14 protein-coding genes are annotated in these 15,549 nt (G+C 58.3%); 2 read left to right on the top strand and 12 right to left on the bottom strand.

The window, feature by feature from the left end; all coding sequences use genetic code 11:
• Nucleotides 1–268: 268 nt before the first annotated feature.
• The 12 genes from paaZ to paaF form a co-directional block, all read right to left on the bottom strand.
• A complete protein-coding gene (gene paaZ / locus ACQUQP_RS13935) occupies nucleotides 269–2,314 on the bottom strand; it encodes a phenylacetic acid degradation bifunctional protein PaaZ (protein ID WP_432695638.1) in 2,046 nt (681 codons plus the stop codon).
• Between the two features lie 39 nt (nucleotides 2,315–2,353).
• The gene (gene paaE, locus ACQUQP_RS13930; protein ID WP_432695637.1) at nucleotides 2,354–3,427 is read right to left on the bottom strand and encodes a 1,2-phenylacetyl-CoA epoxidase subunit PaaE; all 1,074 of its coding nucleotides are present in this window, start codon (nucleotides 3,425–3,427) and stop codon (nucleotides 2,354–2,356) included.
• 40 nt (nucleotides 3,428–3,467) lie between these two features.
• Nucleotides 3,468–4,025 carry a 1,2-phenylacetyl-CoA epoxidase subunit PaaD gene (paaD, locus tag ACQUQP_RS13925; RefSeq protein WP_432695636.1) on the bottom strand — a complete coding sequence of 186 codons (558 nt, stop codon included), beginning with the start codon at nucleotides 4,023–4,025 and terminating at the stop codon, nucleotides 3,468–3,470.
• Between the two features lie 26 nt (nucleotides 4,026–4,051).
• The gene (gene paaC, locus ACQUQP_RS13920) at nucleotides 4,052–4,813 is read right to left on the bottom strand and encodes a 1,2-phenylacetyl-CoA epoxidase subunit PaaC (protein ID WP_432695635.1); all 762 of its coding nucleotides are present in this window, start codon (nucleotides 4,811–4,813) and stop codon (nucleotides 4,052–4,054) included.
• Between the two features lie 12 nt (nucleotides 4,814–4,825).
• Nucleotides 4,826–5,107 carry a 1,2-phenylacetyl-CoA epoxidase subunit PaaB gene (paaB, locus tag ACQUQP_RS13915; protein ID WP_432695634.1) on the bottom strand — a complete coding sequence of 94 codons (282 nt, stop codon included), beginning with the start codon at nucleotides 5,105–5,107 and terminating at the stop codon, nucleotides 4,826–4,828.
• A gap of 14 nt (nucleotides 5,108–5,121) precedes the next feature.
• Nucleotides 5,122–6,114, bottom strand: coding sequence for a 1,2-phenylacetyl-CoA epoxidase subunit PaaA (gene paaA / locus ACQUQP_RS13910; protein ID WP_432695633.1), 993 nt, complete (start codon nucleotides 6,112–6,114; stop codon nucleotides 5,122–5,124).
• Nucleotides 6,115–6,264: 150 nt separating this feature from the next.
• Complete coding sequence (gene paaK / locus ACQUQP_RS13905) at nucleotides 6,265–7,596, bottom strand: phenylacetate--CoA ligase PaaK (RefSeq protein ID WP_432695632.1); 1,332 nt, start codon at nucleotides 7,594–7,596, stop codon at nucleotides 6,265–6,267.
• 77 nt (nucleotides 7,597–7,673) lie between these two features.
• Nucleotides 7,674–8,879 (bottom strand): 3-oxoadipyl-CoA thiolase, encoded by a 1,206-nt coding sequence (gene pcaF, locus ACQUQP_RS13900; RefSeq protein ID WP_432695631.1) that lies wholly within the window; start codon nucleotides 8,877–8,879, stop codon nucleotides 7,674–7,676.
• A 12-nt stretch (nucleotides 8,880–8,891) separates the two neighbouring features.
• A complete protein-coding gene (gene paaI / locus ACQUQP_RS13895) occupies nucleotides 8,892–9,347 on the bottom strand; it encodes a hydroxyphenylacetyl-CoA thioesterase PaaI (protein ID WP_432695630.1) in 456 nt (151 codons plus the stop codon).
• Complete coding sequence (gene paaH, locus ACQUQP_RS13890) at nucleotides 9,340–10,863, bottom strand: 3-hydroxyacyl-CoA dehydrogenase PaaH (protein ID WP_432695629.1); 1,524 nt, start codon at nucleotides 10,861–10,863, stop codon at nucleotides 9,340–9,342. Before paaH ends, paaI begins: the two co-directional genes overlap by 8 nt.
• 11 nt (nucleotides 10,864–10,874) lie before the next feature.
• Nucleotides 10,875–11,666 (bottom strand): 2-(1,2-epoxy-1,2-dihydrophenyl)acetyl-CoA isomerase PaaG, encoded by a 792-nt coding sequence (gene paaG / locus ACQUQP_RS13885; protein ID WP_432695628.1) that lies wholly within the window; start codon nucleotides 11,664–11,666, stop codon nucleotides 10,875–10,877.
• 60 nt (nucleotides 11,667–11,726) lie between these two features.
• Nucleotides 11,727–12,500 carry a 2,3-dehydroadipyl-CoA hydratase PaaF gene (paaF, locus tag ACQUQP_RS13880; RefSeq protein WP_432695627.1) on the bottom strand — a complete coding sequence of 258 codons (774 nt, stop codon included), beginning with the start codon at nucleotides 12,498–12,500 and terminating at the stop codon, nucleotides 11,727–11,729.
• 470 nt (nucleotides 12,501–12,970) lie between these two features.
• Between paaF and paaN the strand changes: the two genes are divergently transcribed.
• Both paaN and paaY read left to right on the top strand, forming a co-directional pair.
• A complete protein-coding gene (gene paaN, locus ACQUQP_RS13875) occupies nucleotides 12,971–14,659 on the top strand; it encodes a phenylacetic acid degradation protein PaaN (protein ID WP_432695626.1) in 1,689 nt (562 codons plus the stop codon).
• 5 nt (nucleotides 14,660–14,664) lie between these two features.
• Entirely contained in the window at nucleotides 14,665–15,258 is a 594-nt protein-coding gene (paaY, locus tag ACQUQP_RS13870; RefSeq protein WP_432695625.1) for a phenylacetic acid degradation protein PaaY, read from the top strand.
• Nucleotides 15,259–15,549: the final 291 nt, after the last annotated feature.

Raw genomic sequence — 15,549 nt, 5'->3', positions numbered from 1 at the left:
TGTCGGTGTTCTTTGAGCGGCAGGCGTTGTTTTTTTGCCTGGGATTTAATCTACATCAATTGATACAAAAATAAACATCCAATATCAAATAATGTGTCATAAAAATACGAAGTTTTATCGATTGTTAAATTATTTTGTTATTTAACAATTAATTAGGTTTATTTTAATGCTAATTTTATGTGACTTTTTATGTGGCTGTGCGTGAAGTGGTGTGTTTTTATTTGTGACTGGGGCGCTTGGAGAGGCTGCCCCAGAACGGCTTTTAACGTTACTCTTCTTTCCGTGCGACCAGTGTCATGATGTTGTACAGGGCGACAGGCTCATCATGCTGGTTGCGTACTTCCACGTCCCAAACCACAACCCCATTGGGTTGCTCTTCCTCCGAGCGGCGATCTTTCTTGATCTTCTGCTTGCAGGTCAGCCGAACCTGAATCGTATCGCCGATGCCCACCGGCTCAACAAATCGCAGATTCTCCATGCCGTAGTTAGCCAGAACCGGACCCGGGGATGGTTCAACGAACATTCCGGCAGCGGCAGAGATTACGAAGTAGCCGTGCGCTACCCGCTTGCCGAACATGGAGTCTTTCGCTGCCAGCTCATCGAAATGAGCGTAGAAGTGGTCGCCGGAGAGGCAGCCGAAGTTGACGATATCCGCTTCGGTGACCGTGCGGCGGTGCGTAATCAGCGTTTCGCCGATCTGCAGCTCTTCGAAGTACTTGCGGAACGGGTGCACCAGATCCTTTATCTGCTCGGAACCCGGATTGAATTCGTTGGTGATTGCCGTGAGTGTGGTCGGGTGACCCTGAATCGCGGTGCGCTGCATGTAGTGTTTCACCGCGCGCAGGCCGCCCAGTTCCTCGCCGCCGCCGGCGCGTCCGGGGCCGCCATGAACCAGGGTCGGTAGCGGCGAACCGTGACCGGTAGACTCCTTGGCGCAGTCGGCATTGAGTATCAGCAGGCGGCCATGGTAGGAGGCGCAGCCCAGTGCCAGGTCCCGCGCTTCACGGTTGTCGCCGGTAACGATGGAGCCCACCAGGCTCCCCTTGCCAAGCTTGGCGATTCTGATCGCCTGATCCAGGTCGTCGTAGGGCATCAGTGTAGAGACCGGACCGAATGCTTCCACGCTGTGGGGCGCGTCGCTTTGCAGCGGTTGGTCGGCGTAGAGCAGGGTCGACGGGAAAAAGGCACCTGTGTCGGCATTGGCGCCGGTAACCTGAAAATCACGTGTGCCGCCATGGATAAGTTCGCAGCTTTCCCGCAGTGTTTCGACCTTGCTCCAGACATCGTCCACCTGGCTGCGTCCCACCAGCGGCCCCATGCGCACGCCTTCCACAGACGGATCGCCAAGGGTGGTTTTATCCAGCCGGGCTTTCAGCGCTTCAGCAACGGCATCGACCCGGTTGCGCGGTACGATGGCGCGGCGGATGGCGGTACATTTCTGGCCCGCCTTCACGGTCATTTCGCGCGCGACCTCTTTTATGTAGAGATCGAACTCCGGGGAGCCCGGCTCCACGGTGGCGCCGAGAATGCTGGAGTTGAGTGAGTCCGCTTCCATGGTGAAGGGAATGGAGTTGGCGATGATATTCGGATGGCTGCGCAGTTTCTGGCCGGTAGAGGCGGAGCCGGTGAAGGTCACTACGTCCTGCTCGTTAAGCAGGTCAAGCAGGTTACCGACGCTACCGCAGATCAGCTGGATTGAGCCTTCCGGCAGCAGGCCGCTGTCGATGATGTCGCGCACCATTGCTTCGGTCAGGTAGGCCGAAGCGGTTGCCGGTTTGACGATCACCGGAACACCCGCAGCAAGGCTGGGTGCAATTTTTTCGAGCATGCCCCAACAGGGGAAGTTGAACGCGTTGATATGGACTGCAACCCCTTCTTTGGGCACCAGTACGTGGCGGCCGATGAAGGAGCCCTTGGCGGACAGTTTTACCGCGTCGTCCTCTACCAGGAAGGTCTCGTTGGGTAATTCCCGGCGCACCAGGCTGGAGTAGGTGAACAGGGTGCTGATACCGCCCTCGATATCCACCCAGCTGTCAGTGCGGGTGGCACCGGTCCAGGCAGAGATGCGGTAGAACTCTTCCTTGTTCTCCATCAACCGTTTGGCGACAGCCTTGAGCGCGTTGGCGCGCTCGTGGAAGGTCATTTTACGTAGCGCAGGACCGCCGAGCTCACGGGCGAAGCGAACGGCGTCGCTGAAGTCGATTCCGCTGCTGCTGACGGAGCAGACGCTTTCACCGTTAACGGCATTGAAGACTTCCGTGCCGTTGTCGGTACCTTCGCACCATTGGCCGTTGATATAGCTCTTCAATTTCATAAATCTAAACCTTTTAAATCGATCGAGTGCAGGGACGGCTTACTGGTCGTAATCCAGGACCACCTTGTCGGTAACCGGGTAGCACTGGCACGACAGCACGTAGCCGGCTTCCACCTCGTAATCTTCCAGCGCGAAGTTGACGTCCATCTCGACCTCACCCTCAACCACTTTGGCCCGGCAGGTGGAGCAGACCCCGGCCTTACAGGAGTAGGGCAGGTCGGCGCCATGGGCGTTTCCGGCGTCAAGTACGTTGTCGGTGTCACGGCCCAGTTCGAAGCTGATCTGACGGCCGTCGGAGATCACGGTGACGTCGCACATCTGTACCTTGCCTTCGGCCTGAGGCTCATGATGTTTGCGCGCCCTGTTGCCGCCGGTGGTAGCGAACAGTTCGAAATGGATGCGGGAGCGGTCAAGCTGATGCCCCTCCAGCTGGTCGCGGACGGTTTCGATCATGGTCTGGGGGCCGCACAGGAAGGCCGCGGTTAGGTTGGGGACATCCAGCCAGTGGTCGAACAGTGCCTTGCACTTGTCGCCATCGATGCGGCCGTTGTACAGGTCGATATCCTGCTGCTCACGGGTCATTACATAGACCAGGTTGAAGCGTTCCATGAAGCGGTTTTTAAGGTCTTCCAGCTGCTCGCGCAGGATGGTGCTGGCGGTGGCCCGGTTGCCGTAGAACAGCGTGAACTCACTGTTGGGCTCTGTTTCCAGCGTGGTCTTGATGATCGAATAGATCGGGGTGATTCCACTGCCGGCGGCAACGCCCAGATAATGCCCGGCCCGGCTCGGATCCAGGTCGATATTGAAGTGACCGGCGGGTGGCATGGTTTCGATGCTCATCCCCTTACGGGCGCGATCGTTCAGGTAGTTGGAAAACAGACCGCCGGAGATACGTTTGACGGCGATACGGATCTCTTCGTCGGCCGGGGAGGAGCAGATGGAGTAAGAGCGGCGCACCTCCTCACCATCGATCTCGGTACGCAACACCAGGTGTTGGCCTTCACGGTATTGATAGTCGCCCTGCAGTTCCTGCGGTACGGCGAAAGCGATAGAGATGGCGTCGCGAGTTTCCTGACGCACGTCGGAAACTTCCAGTGTGTGAAAACGGCTCATCGTATTCTCTCTTTTATTCTTGGTATCAGAAGCGCTTGCCCTAGATACATTTGAAATAGTCGAAGGGCTCGAGGCAGCTATTGCAGCGATACAGTGCCTTGCAGGCTGTGGAGCCGAACTCGCTCACCTGCTCGGTATCCTGAGAACCGCACTTCGGGCAGGCGACCTCGGGGTCTTCCCCCATCAGGGTGCGTTTGGACGCGGACCCCACCGGTGGCGCGATACCGTACTGGCGCAGCTTTTCGCGACCTGCATCGGTGATCCAGTCCGTCGTCCAGGCCGGCGCCAACTGCCGGTTCAGGCGCAGGCTGGCGATGCCGGCGGTGCGCAGCGCCTGTTCGATCGCCTCTTCGATGAACTCGGTGGCGGGGCAGCCGGAGTAGGTGGGGGTCAGGGTGACGACCAGTTGGTTACCTTCCCAGCTAAGATCCCGAACGATGCCAAGATCAACCACGCTCACCACCGGGACCTCCGGATCAGGCACATCGTTTAGCAACTGCCAGATCGCCTCGATATTTGGCCTTTCCAGGGACTGTCCGGCGCGGTCGGTGGCAATGAGTCCGTCACTGCCCTTTACGGTGTGGTATTCCCGGATCATCGTTCGTACCTCAATGCGTCAATGGGTTACCAGCTCGCGCCGGGGTAGGCTCGCGGCAGAAACTGCATTTCCGCCAGCAGTAGGCCGAGCTGCTCGGTGTGCAGCCCCTGCTTGCTACCGCGCTGCATGTAAGCATCCAGCGGCGGGCAGGTGAGGGTGGCTTCTGCGAGCAGGGCCTGAGCATCGTTTTGCCACTGGGTGCGCAGCGTATCCAGGTTGGCGCCAATACCCAGATCGGCCATCAGACGGTCCACCTCGTCGGCAGCAAACATCTCGCCGCTGTAGGTCCAGATCTCATCAATCGCTTCCTGCATCTTGGCGTGGCTCTCTGCGGTGCCATCGCCCAGGCGCTTGATCCAGGCACTGGAGCGGCGCAGGTGATAGGTCACCTCTTTGAGGCCCTTCGCGGCAATCGCAACGATGCGCTCATCGCTGGATTGAGTCAGCACGCCGAGCAGGTGGTAGTGAAACAGGTCGAACAGGTACTGGCGTGCCATGGTGTCGGCGAAGTTGCCGTTGTCCTGCTCCACGATCAGCAGGTTTCGATAGGCGCGTTCGTCCCGGCTAAAGGCTAGATCGTCGGCGGTGCGACCCGCGCCTTCGACTTCCGCTGCATATTCCAGCCAGGAGCGTGCCTGACCGATCAGGTCGAGCGCGACGTTACCGATGGCCATCTCTTCTTCGAGGGCCGGGGCGTTGCCGACCAGTTCGCAAAGGCGCTGGCCCAGAATCATCCCGCTATCGCCCAGGCGCAGCAGGTATTCAAATAGAGCTTCGTTCTGCTTCATCGTCAGGCTCCCTTACATGTGGCCCACTTCTTTGGGCAGGTCATAAAAGGTGGCGTGGCGGTAAACCTTGTCATCGGCCGGATCGAACAGGGCGTCCTTTTCATCCGGTGATGAGGCGGTAATCGCGACCGAAGGTACAACCCAGATGCTCACTCCCTCGCTGCGTCGGGTGTAAAGCTCACGGGCGTTTTCCAGAGCCATGGCAGAGTCGGCGGCGTGCACGCTGCCAACGTGTTTATGGTTCAGACCGTGCTTGCTGCGCACGAATACTTCGAAAAGAGTCCAGTCAGACATGGTTAAATCCTCTATCAGGCAGCTGCGTTTTTCTGCTTCTGTTTGGCTGCATAGGCACTGGCGGCTTCACGCACCCAGGTACCTTCTTCAATGGCGCGACGGCGGGTGCGCAGGCGATCCCGGTTACAGGGGCCATTCCCCTTGAGAACGTCGTAGAACTCGGACCAGTCGATCTCGCCGAAATCGTAGTGTTTGCTCTCAGGGTTCCACTTCAGATCGGGGTCTGGCGCGGTACAGCCCAGCAGTTCAAGCTGCGGAATGGTCTGGTCGATAAAACGCTGGCGCAGGTCATCATTGCTCATGCGTTTGATCTTCCAGGCCATGGACTGCGCGGAGTTGGGCGAGTTGTCGTCGGTGGGACCGAACATCATCAGCGCCGGCCACCAGAACCGGTTGATGGAATCCTGGACCATTGCTTTCTGTTCATCGGTGCCGTTGCGCATCATCTCCAGCAGGATCTGGTAGCCCTGACGCTGGTGGAAACTTTCTTCCTTGCAGATGCGAATCATGGCACGGGAATAAGGGCCATAAGACGTTCTTTGTAGCACAACCTGGTTGACGATGGCTGCGCCGTCGACCAACCAACCGATGGTACCCATATCGGCCCAGCTCAGGGACGGATAGTTGAAAATACTCGAGTACTTCACCTCGCCGCTGTGCAGTTTGGCAACCTCTTCGTCGCGGTCGGCGCCGAGGGTTTCCATAGCGCTGTACAGGTATAGGCCGTGGCCGCTTTCATCCTGAATTTTGGCCAGCAGCTGCAGCTTTCGCTTGAAGTTGGGTGCGCGGGTCAGCCAGTTTTTCTCGGGCAGCATGCCGACAATCTCGGAATGCGCGTGCTGGGAAATCTGGCGGATCAGGGTGCGGCGGTAGCCTTCCGGCATCCAGTTTTTCGGTTCGATCTTGATATCGGCGTCGATCTTTTCCTGGAACGCCCGCTCTTCAGGGGACATCTCTTCCAGGCTTTTCAGTCGCTTTACGCCGGTCTCGACGAGTTGGGCATACATGGCAGACTCCTGTTGTTAGATATTGCTCTGTTAATGCGCTAGAGCAATGTTTAGTCATTATATGATACGATTAAATAATGTAAATATAAAATTACGTATCATAAATGGGCGTGCCAAATACTGTGTGGCACGCCGTTGTTTTTAAGGGCTTTATGAGTTGGGGCGGTTGTCGATAACGTGCTTTGCCTTGCCCTCTGAGCGGGGCAGGGACCCGGGCGCACCGACACTGACCTGGGTGCTGATACCGATGCTGGACTTGATATGGTGCATCAGCTCTTTCGCTACCCGCAGTTCGCCGTCAGCACCAATGCCCACGGCATCCGGCTTGAGTTCTACCTGGACCTCCATATGGTCCAGGTGGCCCTTGCGGTTGATGATCAGCTGGTAGTGGGGGGCCAGTTCATCTACGCGCAGCAGCTGCTCTTCGATCTGGGTCGGGAACACGTTAACCCCGCGGATGATCAGCATGTCATCGCTGCGACCGGTGATCTTGTCGATGCGGCGCATGGGGCGAGCGGTGCCCGGTAACAAGCGGGTCAGGTCACGGGTACGGTAGCGGATAACCGGCATCGCTTCTTTCATCAGCGAGGTGAACACCAGTTCGCCGTATTCGCCATCGGGCAGAACCTCGCCGGTTTGCGGGTTGATAATTTCCGGGTAGAACAGGTCTTCCCAGATGGTGAGGCCGTCTTTCGTCTCGATGCATTCCATGCCGACGCCGGGGCCAGTGACTTCGGACAATCCGTATATATCCAGCGCATCGATCCCTAAACGCTGTTCCAACTCGGTGCGCATGGTGCCGGTCCAGGGTTCGGCGCCGAATACGCCCAGGCGCAGATTGAGCTGGTGCGGGTCTATGCCCTGGCGCTCCATCTCGTCGGCGATGTTGAGCATGTAGGAGGGGGTCACCATGATCACGTCCGGATTGAAGTCACGGATCAGTTGGACCTGTTTTTCGGTCTGTCCGCCGGACATGGGGATCACGGTGCAACCCAGGCGTTCGGCGCCGTAGTGAGCGCCGAGACCGCCGGTGAACAGGCCGTAACCGTAGGCCACGTGGACCAGATCACCGGCGTGGGCGCCGGCGGCACGCAGTGAGCGCGCCACTGCGTTGGCCCAGGTATCGATATCGTTCTGGGTGTAGCCGACCACGGTGGGTCTGCCGGTGGTGCCGCTGGAAGCGTGGATGCGGACCACATCCTGCTTCGGTACCGCAAACATGTTGAACGGGTAGTTGTCGCGCAGGTCGCTCTTCAGGGTGAACGGAAAACGGGCCAGATCCTCGAGGGCCTTGAGATCGCTGGGGTGAACGCCCGCTTCATCGAAGGCGCGGCGGTAGAACTCCACATTGTTGTAGGCGTGGGCCAGACTCCAGCGCATGCGCTGAAGCTGTGTGTTGCGCAGCTCGTCGATGCTGGCGGTTTCTATCGGGTCGAGAACGGATTTGTGATGATTTACAGTCGCGGTGGCTGTGCTATTCATTGGTGCTCTTCCTGTCTTTATTCTTATTGGCACGCGCCCACAGGGGGATTCTGGGCTGCGCGGCAGTCATTAGCGGCTTAGAGCCGCTCGATAACCATGGCAATGCCCTGACCTACGCCTATGCACATAGTACACAGTGCGTAACGGCCTTGCCGGATTTCCAGTTCGTTTAATGCCGTGGTCACGAGGCGTGCGCCGCTGGCACCCAGCGGGTGGCCCAGGGAGATTGCGCCGCCGTTTGGGTTTACGTGCTCCGCGTCCTCTTCGATGCCCAGATCTCTCATTACTGCCAGAGCCTGGGCGGCAAACGCCTCGTTGAGCTCGATCACATCCATCTGGTCGAGGCTGAGACCGGTTTGCGCCAGAACCTTGCGTACGGCTGGCGCAGGTCCGAAGCCCATAATGCGCGGTGCGACACCGGCGGTGGCCATACCAACCACGCGGCCGCGGGCCTTGAGACCGTAGCGCTCGGCGGTCTCACGATTACTCAGCAGCAGGGCGCAGGCGCCGTCATTAACGCCGGAGGCGTTGCCGGCAGTGACGCTGCCGTTTTCCCGGAAGGGGGTGGGCAGCTTGGCCAATGCTTCCAGTGTGGTGGTGGGGCGAGGGTGCTCGTCGGTGTCGACGACAACCGGGTCACCCTTGCGCTGCGGGATGGCGACGGGGACGATCTCCTGGTCGAAGCGGCCACGTTCCATCGCCGCGGCAGTTCGCTGCTGGCTACGAACCGCAAACGCGTCCTGGTCTTCGCGGCCAATGCTGAAGTCGGCGGCCACGTTTTCCGCTGTTTCCGGCATCGAGTCAACGCCGAACTGAGACTTCATCTGCTTGTTGATAAATCGCCAGCCGATGGTGGTGTCGAAGACCTCCGCCTTGCGGCTGAAGGCGCTCTCCGCTTTACCCATGACAAAGGGCGCGCGGGACATGGACTCGACACCGCCTGCGAGCATCAACCGGGTTTCACCGGCCTTGATGGCGCGTGCTGCGATACCGATGGCATCCATGCCGGAGCCGCACAGGCGGTTCACCGTGGTTCCCGGCACCTCGATGGGAAGTCCCGCCAGCAGTGATGACATGCGGGCGACGTTGCGGTTGTCCTCGCCTGCCTGGTTGGCACAGCCATAGATCACGTCATCCACCTGGCTCCAGTCGACGCCGTTGTTGCGCTCCATTAACGCCTTGATCGGCGCGGCGCCGAGATCATCGGCGCGCACGGGGGCCAGCGCTCCGCCGTAACGTCCAAAGGGTGTGCGGATAGCATCGATAATCAATGCATCGTTCATACTTGTCTCCCTTTAAGCTTGCGAGTCGCCGAGCAGCGAGCCGCGAATTTGATAGGACTTGCCACGGAACAGGGCAACTAACTGCCCGTTCTGGTTTTCAATTCGAATGTCATAGACACCGGTGCGTTTGCCGCGAGACTGCTCTTTTGCCGACGCAGTGAGCAGGTCGCCCAGCTTTCCGGGCGCGACATACTCGATGCTGCAGCCTGAGGCAACAGTGACCGCGTCGTAGGTGTTGCAGGCAAAGGCGAAAGTGGAGTCGGCCAGGGTGAAGATGTATCCGCCGTGGCAGCTGTCATGGCCCTGGATCATCTTCTCGGTCACAGGCATTGAAAGCTTTGCCTCGCCGGGCGCTATGTGGAGGATCTTTATCCCCAGCTCTTTGGTTGCCCTGTCTCGGCTGTACATGGCATCGGCACAGGCTTCTGCCAGTTGCTGCGGGCTCAGGTTCCGGTTCTGTTCAGACATCGAAACGTTCTCCTGAATACACCTTTTGACGCAGCAGGCGCGATGGGCGATAGCGCTCTTCGCCATAGCTGCGCTGGAGGTTGCTTAGGGTTTGATGGATAAACGGGAGCCCGACGGACTCGGCCCAGGCCAACGGGCCGCGTGGATAGTTGACGCCGAACTGCATGGCGCGATCCGCATCGCCAGCATTACAGACACTTTGCATGACTGCGTCGGCGGCTTCGTTGGCCAGCATGGCGACAGTGCGCATGACCGCCAGTCCCGGTGCATCATCGAGTTGCGAAAGAGTGATACCGGCGCGGGCAAACAGGTCGGCGACGACGGTCAGTTCGTCAGTACTCACCCGATGATCGGAAGCGATCGCCAGGCGGGAGCAGGTGCGGTAGTCCAATGCCAGGTCGAACAGTACCAGGTGGTCGATGCCATCCTGTGTGGCGCGTTCGCAGGCCATGCGCCCATCGCTGAGTGCCAGGGTACAGTCGCCCACGCGCAGCAGGCCGCGTCCCTCGCGCTCGATAACCTTGATATCGGCTGTACGCAGGCGCTCGATCAGGGCGTTTGCACAACCCAGGTCGCCTTCCACGGTGATGGCTTTCACACTCTGGGTGTCAGCGCCCTGCAGGGTTTGCGGCTTCGCCTTTTCGGACTCTTCGCGGTAGTCGTAAAAGCCCTGGCCGGACTTGCGGCCCAGGCGGCCGGCATCGACCAGCGACTGCTGCGTCAGCGACGGCAGGAAGCGGGTGTCGCCGTAGTAGGCGTTGAACACTGAACAGGTGACGGCGTAGTTCACATCATGTCCTATCAGATCCATCAGCTCGAACGGCCCCATGCGGAAACCGCCGGCATCGCGCATCAGCGCATCCAGTGTCGTGCAGTCGGCTGCACCCTCTTCAAGCAAGCGCAGACCCTCGGCATAGAAGGGGCGTGCCAGGCGATTGACGATAAAGCCCGGTGTAGATTTTGCTCGCACCGCTTTTTTGCCCCACCCGGTGGCGAGCTGGTGCAGGGCTTTAGCGACCTCGGGAGCGGTATCCAGGCCGGACACGATCTCCACCAGTTTCATGATCGGTGCCGGGTTGAAGAAGTGCATGCCGGCCAGGTTCTGCGGGCGTTCCAGGGCTGCGCCGATAGAGGTGATCGAGATCGAAGAGGTGTTGGATGCCAGCAGGGTGTCCGGTTTGCAGATCGACTCCAAACGGGTAAACAGGCTGCGCTTTATCTCCAGGCTCTCTACGATCGCTTCAATAACCAGGTCTGCGTCGGCCAGAGCCTGGAGTTCGCTGATCGGCTGCATGCGGGCGAGGATCGCATCGCGGGTCGCGGCGTCGATTTTTCCACGACTGACCAGTTTGTCGAGGCCCTTGGCGGTATTGGCGATACCTTGTTCGGCGGCACCCTCGGCGTTATCGAATATCAGCACCGGATGGCCGGCTGTGGCTGCGACCTGGGCGATACCCGCGCCCATGGCTCCGGCGCCGATAACGCCGATCACTGACTGGGTGTTGAACTCTTTCATCGACTCCTCCGTTACTGGCCGGTAAAGCTGGGTTTACGCTTGTCCATGAAAGCGGCGACGCCTTCGCGGTAGTCGTTGGTGCGACCGGCCAGGCGCTGCAGGTCGCGTTCAAGGTCGAGCTGCTCGTCCAGGGTGTTGGTGGTGCTGGCATTCAGGGCGCGCTTGACCAGGGCCAGGCCGCGGGTGGGCTGGGATGCAAGGTGGCGTGCGCATTCGAGGGCGCTGTCCATCAGAGATTCGTCATCGACGCAGGACCAGATCATGCCCCAGTGTGCAGCCTGCTCGGCGCTGATCTTGTCGCCCAGCATCGATAGCGCCGTGGCGCGGGCGTGTCCGACCAGACGAGGTAGAGTCCAGGTGCCGCCCGAATCAGGTACCAGACCGATTTTGCAGAACGCCTGGATAAAGCTGGCGGAGCGTGCGGCAAACACGATGTCGCAGGCGAGAGCAATATTGGCACCGGCTCCGGCGGCTACCCCGTTGACGGCGCAGATCACCGGCATCGGCAGCTCACGCAGGGTTCGGATCATGGGGTTGTAGAACTGCTCGATGGAGCGGCCCAGATCGGGCATCTCCGCATCGGCGGCCACGTTGCGGTCGGACAGGTCCTGACCGGCGCAGAAGCCGCGACCGTTACCGGTGATCAGCAGGCAGCGGACCGCTTCGTCCTTGCGAACCCGCTTCAGCGCTTCGCGCATTTCTGCGTGCATCTCGGCATTGAAACTGTTGAGGGCGGCGGGGCGGTTCAGGGTCAGTACGGCGACGCCCTGGTCGACGCGATATTCAATATGCTCGAAAGCCATGACTGGCAGCTCCTTCAAAGTACACGGGTAAGTGGTCGGTCGTATCGGATAGAGGGCGCTTCAGCGACCCTTGTACTCCGGACGCCGTTTTTCGATGAATGCCTGGATGCCCTCATTGCGGTCCTCCGTGGCGGCCAGCAGCGTGAACGCTTTGCGTTCATAGGCGAGGCCCGCCGACAGGTGGGTCTCCTGGGCGCGGAGCAGTACATCCTTGGCCTGGTTAACCGCCAGTGGTGCCTGAGCCGCAATCGCTTCGGCAACCTGTTGGGCCCGTTCCAGTGTCAGATCTGGCTCGGTGAGCTCTGAGACCAATCCGGCGTCATAAGCGCGTTGAGCGCTGATCGGTTCACCGGTCAGCACCATTTGCGATGCGAGGGATTTGCCTACGGCGCGGATAAGGCGCTGAGTGCCGCCGGCTCCGGGGATGATGCCAAGCTTGATCTCCGGTTGCCCAAAACGGGCATCACGACTGGCGATAACGATGTCGGCATGCATCACCAGTTCGCAGCCTCCGCCGAGGGCGAAGCCGTTTACAGCGGCAATAATAGGTTTGGGAAAGGCGGCAATCCGACTCCAGTGTTGGGGGCGCGGATCGTTCATGACGCCGATCGCATTCAGATCGGCCATCTCGCGGATGTCGGCACCGGCCGCAAAGGCGCGAGAGTCGCCGCTGATGACAACCGCGCGAACAGCATCGTTCCGAGCGGCGTTGTCGAGTGTGTCGGCCAGCTCAGCGAGGAGCCCGGTATTGAGCGCATTGAGCGCTTCGGGACGGTGCAACTGGATGTTGAGAACGCCTTTGGGGAACGTCTCGGTCAGCAGAAACTTCAGCATAGTCTTCACTGTTTATTGTTGTTTTGAGTGTCGTTCAGTCTTGTAGCGGCCCTCTCTTCGGGAGGGCTTATTTTCGATCAAGCTTAGCGCTTAAAGTGATACATGAAAATAGCTTTATACATAATTTTTGTGTCTTAAGTGTTGGTTTTTTATTGCAGAAAAATTTTCTACGATCGTTTTAATGGTTTCTATATCGACTCGGATAGCTATTTTTGAATACCTTTGTATTTTATTTAAATGATTGAAAATAAAATATTAATTAAAATTTTCAGACGAAGGGTTCTTCATCCGGGAACGGGTCAGGGATGCGTTCGAGTTATACCGGTTCGTTTAAGTGTTACTAAAAACGTAATTGACAATAAAAAAACGTGTTACTAGCATCCGGACTACAAAAACAACAGTGATCGCCCCTGTCAACTGGCCAGACAGCAACAGGCGCCCGAGGTGATCCGGCAGTGGAGATTAGTTCTATGTCCAAGGCTCAGTCCTTTTATGACGCGCATGTATCAACCCTGCACAAGGCGACCGAAGCGGTAAGAAGCCGCGAGTTTTGGACTCCTTATCCTGAAGTACCTAGCGGGCGCATTTACGGCGAATCCGCCAATGCTGAAGGGCAATCTGCTTTCAAGGATCGTCTGGACAAATCGTTCGAGCTTGAGATGCCTGCCCTGGAAGGCGAAGTAGGCGAGGAGGTATCGCCTTACGGGTTTGAATTAGGTATTCGCTACGGACGTGCCAATGCCGATGCTCTTATTGGACGGATGCAGGCGAGCCTGAAAGCCTGGCGTGATGCCGGCCCTGATGCACGTGCCGGGATCTGCCTGGAAATTCTTGATCGTCTGAACAAACGTAGTTTTGAGATCGGCTATGCGACAATGCATACCACTGGGCAGGGCTTCGCCATGGCGTTTCAGGCCGGTGGTCCCCATGCCCAGGACCGGGGGCTGGAAGCGGTGGCCCTGGCGTGGGAGGAAATGAAGCGCATTCCCTGCAGCGCCGGTTGGGTAAAACCCCAGGGTAAGAACCCGGCGCTGGCGCAGGAGAAGCAGTATACCGTCGTGCCTCAGGGGATCTCGCTGGTCGTTGCCTGTTCCACCTTTCCAACCTGGAATACCTACCCGGGGTTGTTCGCCAGTCTGGTGACCGGTAACCCGGTGATCGTCAAGCCGCACCCCGGCTCCGTGCTGCCGGTTGCGATTACCGTTGAAGTCGCACAGGCTGTTCTGCGTGAGGCGGGGTTTGATCCCTGTCTCGTGTCTATGGTGGCCGATACTGAAGCGGAGCCGGCGACCAAGAAACTTGCCCAGCACCCCGCGATCAAGCTGATCGATTTCACGGGATCTTCGACGTTCGGTGCCTGGCTGGAAAATTTCTGCTCGAATGCGCAGGTGTTTACCGAGAAGGCGGGCGTGAACACGCTGATCATCGACAGTGTGAAGAGTCTCAAGGCCGTCACGCGCAATCTTGCGTTTTCTCTGAGTCTTTACTCGGGGCAGATGTGCACCACACCGCAGAACATATACATACCGCGTTCGGGTATCGACACTGACGAAGGGCATCTGAGTTTCGATCAAGTCGCATCGGCTTTAGCTGACGCTATCACTGGTTTCCTTGGCAAACCCGGTGTGGCGGTTAACGTGCTGGGTGCGCTACAGAATGCCGCGACGCTGGAGCGGATAGAGGCCTGTAGCGAGCTGGGTCGCGTAGTGCTTGCCAGTGAAAAAGTCGATCACCCGGATTTCCCGAATGCGCGCATGTGCACGCCGCTGCTGGTCAGCGTCGATGCGGCCGACAAGGCTGTTTACAGCCAGGAGCGATTTGGACCGATCAGTTTTCTGATTGCGACGGACAGTACCGATCACAGTATCGAATTGGCCCGAGAGGTCATCGCGGAAAAGGGTGCGATTACACTGGGTGTGTATTCCACTTCGGAGGCGGTGCTCGACAAGACTCATGAGCTGTCGCTCGATGTAAAAGTGGCGCTTTCCTGCAACCTTGCAGGGGGTGTGTTCGTAAATCAGTCCGCGGCGTTCAGTGATTTTCACGCCACCGGCGGAAACCCCGCCGCTAACGCCTGTCTGACCGACAGTTCATTTGTCAGCCGCCGTTTTGTGGTCGTGCAGAACCGTCACGATGTAACGCCACCGGGAGGGGAGTGATAGCTATGCCTGTATATAGACTGGAAGGGGTCACCCCGGTGGTTGATCCCAGTGCTTACGTTCATCCGACTGCTGTATTGATTGGTGACGTCATTATCGGTCCCGAGTGTTATGTCGGCCCCAATGCCAGCCTGAGAGGGGATTTTGGTCGGTTGGTGATGGAGAAAGGCTCAAATATCCAGGATAACTGTGTCATGCACGGGTTTCCCGGCACGGATACGGTGATTCGTGAAAATGGCCATGTAGGCCATGGCGCCATACTTCACGGATGTCAGGTAGGAGTGAACGCATTGATCGGCATGAATGCCGTCATCATGGATGGGGCGCTCATCGGCGAGTCATCTATTGTCGCCGCGAATGCTTTCGTGAAAGCGGGGTTCGAATGTCCGCCGCGTTCGCTCCTGGTCGGCTCGCCGGCCGAGGTGAAGCGCGAACTGCGAGACGAGGAGATTTGTTGGAAGGAAGAGGGAACCGCCGAATACCAACGTTTGACGGAGCGTTGTCTGGATAGTCTTGAGCTCTGTGAGCCGTTGACGGCAGTGGAAGCAGATCGGCCCGCTATGAATCTGATAGATATGAAACCCAAATATAAGAGTTGAACAGACGGGAAAAGCCAGGGAGACACAGGTTGTTACAAGGTCTTACAAAATGTGCAAACCAAATTTACAGTGCTGGCATAAAGTAGAGGCTGCTACTGAGTAGTGTTTTAAAGCCAGCTTGTTTTGGCTTTCATCACCCCTGGCATCATGGTTGTTGATGTGTTCACCGGGAGCTTTCAAGCTCCCGTTTTTTATTGTTCCTTTAAGTCTGTCACGCTGACCCCGCTGTGCGCACCGGCCAGCGTCACGTGTCGATCAAAGCGTTCCGGTAAGTGGATATCGCACGCTTAG

This window comes from Marinobacterium sp. YM272 (genome assembly GCF_050908845.1).
Lineage (GTDB): Bacteria > Pseudomonadota > Gammaproteobacteria > Pseudomonadales > Balneatricaceae > Marinobacterium_D.
Note: the sequence above shows the minus strand (reverse complement) of the source record. Positions and strands in the feature narration are given on the sequence as shown.